This window comes from Polaromonas sp. P3_C2, assembly GCF_056402675.1.
In genome coordinates this window covers 1-5,749 of the sequence record NZ_JBFUGX010000251.1, presented here as the reverse complement: position 1 = coordinate 5,749, position 5,749 = coordinate 1, and the positions used below count along the sequence as shown (strand labels likewise).

7 protein-coding genes are annotated in these 5,749 nt (G+C 65.3%); 2 read left to right on the top strand and 5 right to left on the bottom strand.

Going from position 1 to position 5,749, the window contains the following annotated elements; genetic code table 11:
• From AC1DWI_RS11995 to AC1DWI_RS11985, 3 genes are all read right to left on the bottom strand, one after another.
• Positions 1 to 228: hypothetical protein (locus AC1DWI_RS11995; RefSeq protein WP_477724903.1), on the bottom strand; the 228-nt coding region annotated here is incomplete at its 3' end.
• Entirely contained in the window at positions 229 to 414 is a 186-nt protein-coding gene (locus tag AC1DWI_RS11990; protein WP_457281859.1) for a DUF1328 family protein, read from the bottom strand. It abuts the gene before it with no gap.
• Positions 415 to 685: 271 nt separating this feature from the next.
• On the bottom strand, positions 686 to 2,092 hold the full coding sequence (locus AC1DWI_RS11985) for an AsmA family protein (RefSeq protein WP_477670399.1): 1,407 nt from the start codon (positions 2,090 to 2,092) through the stop codon (positions 686 to 688).
• Positions 2,093 to 2,210: 118 nt separating this feature from the next.
• Here AC1DWI_RS11985 and gstA point away from each other — a divergent pair, with 118 nt between their 5' ends.
• Positions 2,211 to 2,819 (top strand): glutathione transferase GstA, encoded by a 609-nt coding sequence (gstA, locus tag AC1DWI_RS11980; RefSeq protein ID WP_477670400.1) that lies wholly within the window; start codon positions 2,211 to 2,213, stop codon positions 2,817 to 2,819.
• A gap of 378 nt (positions 2,820 to 3,197) precedes the next feature.
• Entirely contained in the window at positions 3,198 to 4,304 is a 1,107-nt protein-coding gene (locus AC1DWI_RS11975) for an alkene reductase (protein ID WP_477670401.1), read from the top strand.
• Positions 4,305 to 4,361: 57 nt separating this feature from the next.
• On the opposite strand, the gene thiE is transcribed toward AC1DWI_RS11975, so the two are convergent.
• Together thiE and AC1DWI_RS11965 are read right to left on the bottom strand one after the other, a co-directional pair.
• Positions 4,362 to 5,006, bottom strand: a complete 645-nt coding sequence (gene thiE, locus AC1DWI_RS11970) for a thiamine phosphate synthase (protein WP_477670402.1) — start codon at positions 5,004 to 5,006, stop codon at positions 4,362 to 4,364.
• Positions 5,007 to 5,017: 11 nt separating this feature from the next.
• On the bottom strand, positions 5,018 to 5,749 hold a 732-nt coding region (locus AC1DWI_RS11965; protein ID WP_477724902.1), incomplete at its 5' end, for a thiazole synthase.

Below are 5,749 nucleotides of genomic sequence, written 5' to 3'. Positions count from 1 at the left end.
CTCCAGCACATCGGCAGACGGTGCAGCCGGCCGGCGCGCACGCAGGCGGTTGATCAGTAAAAACTCGGCAATGCTGGCCTGGAAACCCAGCGGCCGTTTGGGCGCCACACCGGCAGAAGGCGCAGGCAGGCGTGCAGCCTCATTGCCCGGCTGCCGCCACGGGTGGAACAGCCGCTGCCGGAACCGCGCGGCCATGGTGCCGGCCGGCATGTCGGTGCTCGCAGCCATCTACTTCAGTGCTTTCTTTGCAGCGCCTACACCCAGCGCAGCCAGCACGATGAAGATAACCGCGAGGATCAGGAACAGGCCGAACAGAATCTTGGCAATACCGGCAGCACCTGCTGCCACACCACCGAAACCGAGGGCAGCGGCAACCAATGAAATCAGCGCAAAAATAATCGCGTACTTGAGCATGATGGCCTCCAGAAAGTAGCCTCTTGCGCGAATGCGCAGGATGAGGCGTTACGGCGTTACGCACGTCATGGGCATCAAAGTGTGAGGTCAAGGTGAGTCAACGCAGCCCATGACCCATAAGCCGATGCTAAAAGCAGGCGGCGATTTTCCGAATCAGCAGCGCCCGCATGGCCCTGTAGGACAAGGGCGCAGCTCAGCGCAACTTCAGAACCGCCAAGGCTTTAAGGGCAAGTAAGCGCTCATTGACGCACCAACCGGGAAGGCGTCCGGCTTATTTGCCAAAGATGCCGCGCAGGCTTTTACCGACCTTTTCGCCCACACCAGCGCCGGCCCCGGTACCCACGCCAGGCAACAGCACGGTGCCGATGGCGGCCCCCAGCAGCGCCGCACGCGACAGCGTGACTTCCGGGTTGTCCAGCGTACCGCCCACCACCAGCGGCACACCCACAGCGCCACCAATGGCACTGCCGATCTTGCTGTCGCCGGCCAGGGTCACACTGACCTGCCCGCTCAGGGCCTTGGCGGACGAGACCGCCACATTGCCGGTGGCGCTCAAGGCCCCGGAGCTCGCCACCAGGTTGGTCAGCTGCGCCGACCGCCCCAGGGTGCTGACCTGCCCGGCCAAGGTATCCAGCCGGGTCTGGCCACCACGGCTCAGCCCCACCGTTTTGACCGCCTTGGCCAGGTCCAGCCCGTTCACCACCGCATCGCGCACCGTGAAGGTGGTGTGGCTCTGCAGCGCATCCACCAGCGCAGCCGTGGTGGCAGCGCGCGCATTGAGCGTGGTCGTGGCGTCAAGCTGGCCGGTCAGGGCCTTGGCGGGCGCCGTCAGCGCAGACACCTCGACACCGCTGGTTTTCAGTTGCCCCTGCAGCACCAGTTCTTCCGCCGAGCGCGCCACCGGCTGCGCCTTCGCGCCCGGCTTGGCGGCTGCCGTTGCTGCTGCGGCCGCCACAAAACCGCGCTGCAGGCCCAGGCGGCCTTCCAGCTTGCCGCCGCCCACCTTCACAAGCAAATCCCACTGGGCGGCACCGCCGGCCTCGCCGGCTTGCGCTTCCACGCGTTGCAGCGTTGCTTCCAGGCCCTGAAGGTTGCCTTCTGTCAATTTGAGCGAAGCGTTCTCCGGCAGGCCGTCGGCGCCCAGGCTGGCCTCGCCCTTGACCGTGGTACGTGCGCCGGTGGTGTTCACCCAGGTGACGTCGTCCAGCACCGTGCGGCGCGGCAACCAGTCAAGCCGGTTCATTTCCGGGCCCGTGTTGGCTGCAGATGCCGGCGCACCCGGCTTGGCGGGCGCGGCCTGCTTCTTCTTTTGCAGCAACAGGAGCAGCGCATCAATGCCCTGCTGCGGCAACACCGCCCGGCGCACCCGCAGGGTGGCCACTTCCAGGCGCCCCTGCAACAGCGGGCGCCACTCGGGCCGCACTTCCACGCGCTCCAGCGTCAGCGGCGGCTTGCTTTGCACGGAAATGCCGCTCAGCGCCACAGCGGGCAAAGGCCAGATGTCCACCGCCACCCGGTCCAGGGTCATGGGAACGCCCAGCGCGGCCGACGCCTCCCGCTCAACGCGCTGGCGGAAGTCGTCCGTGCTGACCCAGCGGTGCAAGGTGTAGGCCACCACGGCCAGAAGCACCATCAAGCCGAGGGCCAGGAACACCAGCCATTTGAAAAGTTTTGCCATGCGGCTATTGTGGCGCGCCGGCCAGCAATAATCCGCCGTTCCGGCTAGCATCAGGGGCTGTGCGACATTCCCGCCACACTCCCGCCGCACTTTGCTACCCCACAAAGGACAAGACACCATGAAACTTTACTACTCCCCCGGCACCTGCTCCCTGTCACCCCACATCACGCTGCACGAGTCGGGCCTGAAGTTCGAGCATGTGCTGGCGCCCACCAAAACCCACCAGCTGGAAGACGGCACCGACTACTACACCATCAACCCGCTGGGTTATGTCCCGCTGCTGGAGCTGGACGACGGCACGCGCATCGCCGAAGGCCCGGCCATCGTGCAGTACATCGCCGACCAGGTGCCGGAGAAGAAACTCGCACCCGCCAACGGCACGCTGGAGCGCTACAAGCTGCAGTCGTGGCTGACTTTTGTCGGCACCGAACTGCACAAGGGCTTCAGCCCGCTGTTCAATGCCGCCACACCGGCCGACTACAAGACTATCGTCATCGACAAGCTGCTGTCGCGCTTCAAGTGGGTGGACAGCCAGCTTGCCGGCAAGCAATACCTGATGGGCGATGCCTTCAGCGTGGCTGATCCTTACCTCTTCACTGTGACCAACTGGGCACCGCGGGTGGGGGTGGATATTTCGGGGTTTGCGAACATTGCTGCGTTTCGTGAGCGTGTGGCGGCACGCCCCTCTGTTCAGGCGGCGATGAAGCATGAGGGATTGCTGAAATAAGTGACGCCTCCCGGACGCTGATCGCAGTTTGCGTTCCGGGGCCGGGGTTGCCGGCGGCAACTCACTTTCTTTTGCTTCGCCAAAAGAAAGTAAGCAAAGAAAAGGYGACCCTGGTTCCTGCGTCCCTYCGCTKCGCTRCGGGCAACCTGCGGTGCTCGGTCCAGCCGGGGTCAAAAACAACTCGCTTCGCTCARACAAGTTTTTGCCCTGATCCGTCTGGCCCTCCGCTCCTCGGCGCATCCACAAGGGGCGAGCGGAATCGGAAGCGGGGACAAGTAGTTGCAATAGCACGATTCAAGCAACCCGTGTTGGGCAAGCCAATCGAAACAGGGCCAAACTGGCCCTGTTTTCATTCAAGCCTCCATTCAGGATCTCTTCATGCCCACCCTATTCGACTCCAACAAAGCCGGTGACCTGGCCCTTGCCAACCGCATCGTGATGGCGCCGCTCACACGCAACCGCTCACCCAACGCCATCCCGACTGACATCGCGCAGATTTACTACGGCCAGCGCGCCAGCGCCGGGCTGCTGATCACCGAGGCCACGGCCGTCAGCCATCAGGGCCAGGGCTATGCCGACGTGCCGGGCCTGTACGGCAGCGAGCAGCTCGACGCCTGGAAGGAAGTGACCCGTGCAGTACATGCCAAGGGGGGCAAGATCGTTGTGCAGCTCTGGCATGTGGGCCGTGTGTCGCACACCAAGCTGCAGCCTGAGGGCGGCAAGCCGGTCGCGCCTTCGGCCATCACCGCCAAGACCAAGACGGTGCTGATCGAGGACGGCGTGCCGACCTTTGTTGAAACCTCTGAACCGCGCGCGCTCACGGCAGCAGAAATCCCTGGCATCGTGCACACCTTTGCGGCAGCGGCGCGTAACGCCGTCGAGACGGCCGGTTTTGACGGCGTCGAGATCCACGGCGCCAACGGCTACCTGCTCGACCAGTTCCTCAAAGACGGCAGCAACAAGCGCACCGACGACTACGGCGGCAGCATCGAAAACCGCGCCCGCCTGCTGCTGGAAATCACGCGAGCTGTCACGGACGCGGTAGGCGGCGGCAAAACCGGCATTCGCCTGTCGCCCGTCACACCCGCCAACGACGTGCATGACAGCAACCCGCAGCCGCTGTTTGACTACGTGGTCAAGCAGCTTGCCACACTCAATCTCGCCTACATCCACATCATCGAAGGCGCCACCGGCGGCCCGCGCGAAATCGACGACCGCCCGTTCGACTACAAGGCACTCAAGGCCGCCTACCGTCAGGCCGGCGGCAAGGGCGCATGGATGGTCAACAACGGCTACGACCAGGCCCTGGCTGAAAAAGCTGTCGCCAACGGCGCCGACCTGGTCGCCTTCGGCAAGCCCTACATAGCCAACCCGGACCTGGTGGAGCGGCTGCGCGCTGGCGCACCGCTCAATATCCCCGACAAGGCCACCTTCTACGGCGGCCGCGAAAAGGGCTACACAGACTATCCAGCGCTATCAAATTAATAGCTTCTCGCGCCCGTTCAGATTGCCTGAACGGGCCTTTTCATCCATGAACCCGATCTAGGCCCGGTTCGGTGCCGCCAGGCGCAGGCCGTGCAGCGCGGCTTCCTGCGGGTCGGCGGCCAGCGTCACCGCGCTCACCACAGCCACACCGCCCACGCCGCAGTCCATCACGCCGGCGATGCGGTCCAGCGAGATGCCGCCTATCGCCACCACCGGGTAGGGCGAGGCCCGCAGGGCCCAGTCGCGCAGCTGCTCCAGCCCCACCGGCTCATAAGGCATGACCTTGAGCGTCGTCGGGTAGACAGGGCCGATGGCCAGGTAAGACGGCTGCACCGCATGCGCGCGCACAAGTTCAGCCGGTGTGTGGGTGCTCAGGCCCAGCCGCACACCGCCGGTGCGCAGCGCATCCAGGTTGGCCGTGTCCAGGTCTTCCTGGCCCAGGTGCACCCCGTAGGCGCCGAAATCCAGCGCCAGCTTCCAGTGGTCGTTGATGAAAACCTGCGCGCCCTTGATGCCGCGCCCTGCTTCAATCGCCGCCTGTACTTCGGCAGCAATTTCCCCCGGCGTGTGGTCCGCCGCCTTGATGCGCAGCTGGACAGTGCGCACGCCCCAGCCCAGCAGACGTTTGATCCAGGCCGCATCGGGCACCACAGGGTAAAAACCAATCGGGCCGGTCAATGGGGCAAAGGCGGGTGTTTTCATCGGAAGTCCAGTCAGGGTGCGTGCCAGAAGGGTACGCCGACCGTCGGCGTGGAAGCCTGCGCGGCCGCGCGCTCCGGCATGGGGGTTGACTCATAGGCGGCGCGGCCGGCAGCCACGCCGTCGGCAAACGCCCGCGCCATACGCACCGGGTCGCCGGCCTGCGCCACCGCGGTGTTCAGCAGCACCGCATCAAAGCCCAGCTCCATCACCGCCGCGGCATGCGAAGGCCGGCCGATGCCGGCATCCACCACCAGCACCGCATCGGGCAGGCGGCGGCGCATGGTTTCCAGCGCATAAGGGTTCAACGGCCCGCGGCCCGTGCCGATGGGCGCGGCCCAGGGCATCACGGCCGCGCAGCCCGCGTCGCGCAGGCGCTGGGCTATCACCAGGTCATCCGTCGTGTAGGCAAAGACGGCGAAGCCCTCTTTGGCCAGCACCGTTGCGGCGTGCAGGGTGGCGTGCGTATCGGGCTGCAAGGTGTAGTCGTCGCCGATCACCTCCAGCTTGATCCAGGTCGTGCCAAAAATCTCGCGCGCCATCTGCGCCAGCGTGATCGCTTCCTCGGCGCTGTGGCAGCCCGCCGTATTGGGCAGGATGTGGCAACCCAGCGCCTGGATGCGCTGCCAGAAGCTGTTGCCGCCACCGCTTTCCGGCTGCAGGCGGCGCAGGCCCACCGTCAGCACTTCGCACCCGCTGGCACGCACCGCATCGCTCATCACTTGCGGCGAGGGGTAATGCGAGGT

Bases quoted from the DNA above. Each gene is read 5' to 3' on its own strand.
- thiE (WP_477670402.1), bottom strand. From the start codon at position 5,006: ATGAAAACACCCGCCTTTGCCCCATTGACCGGCCCGATTGGTTTTTAC.
- AC1DWI_RS11985 (WP_477670399.1), bottom strand. From the start codon at position 2,092: ATGGCAAAACTTTTCAAATGGCTGGTGTTCCTGGCCCTCGGCTTGATG.
- gstA (WP_477670400.1), top strand. From the start codon at position 2,211: ATGAAACTTTACTACTCCCCCGGCACCTGCTCCCTGTCACCCCACATC.
- AC1DWI_RS11990 (WP_457281859.1), bottom strand. From the start codon at position 414: ATGCTCAAGTACGCGATTATTTTTGCGCTGATTTCATTGGTTGCCGCT.
- AC1DWI_RS11975 (WP_477670401.1), top strand. From the start codon at position 3,198: ATGCCCACCCTATTCGACTCCAACAAAGCCGGTGACCTGGCCCTTGCC.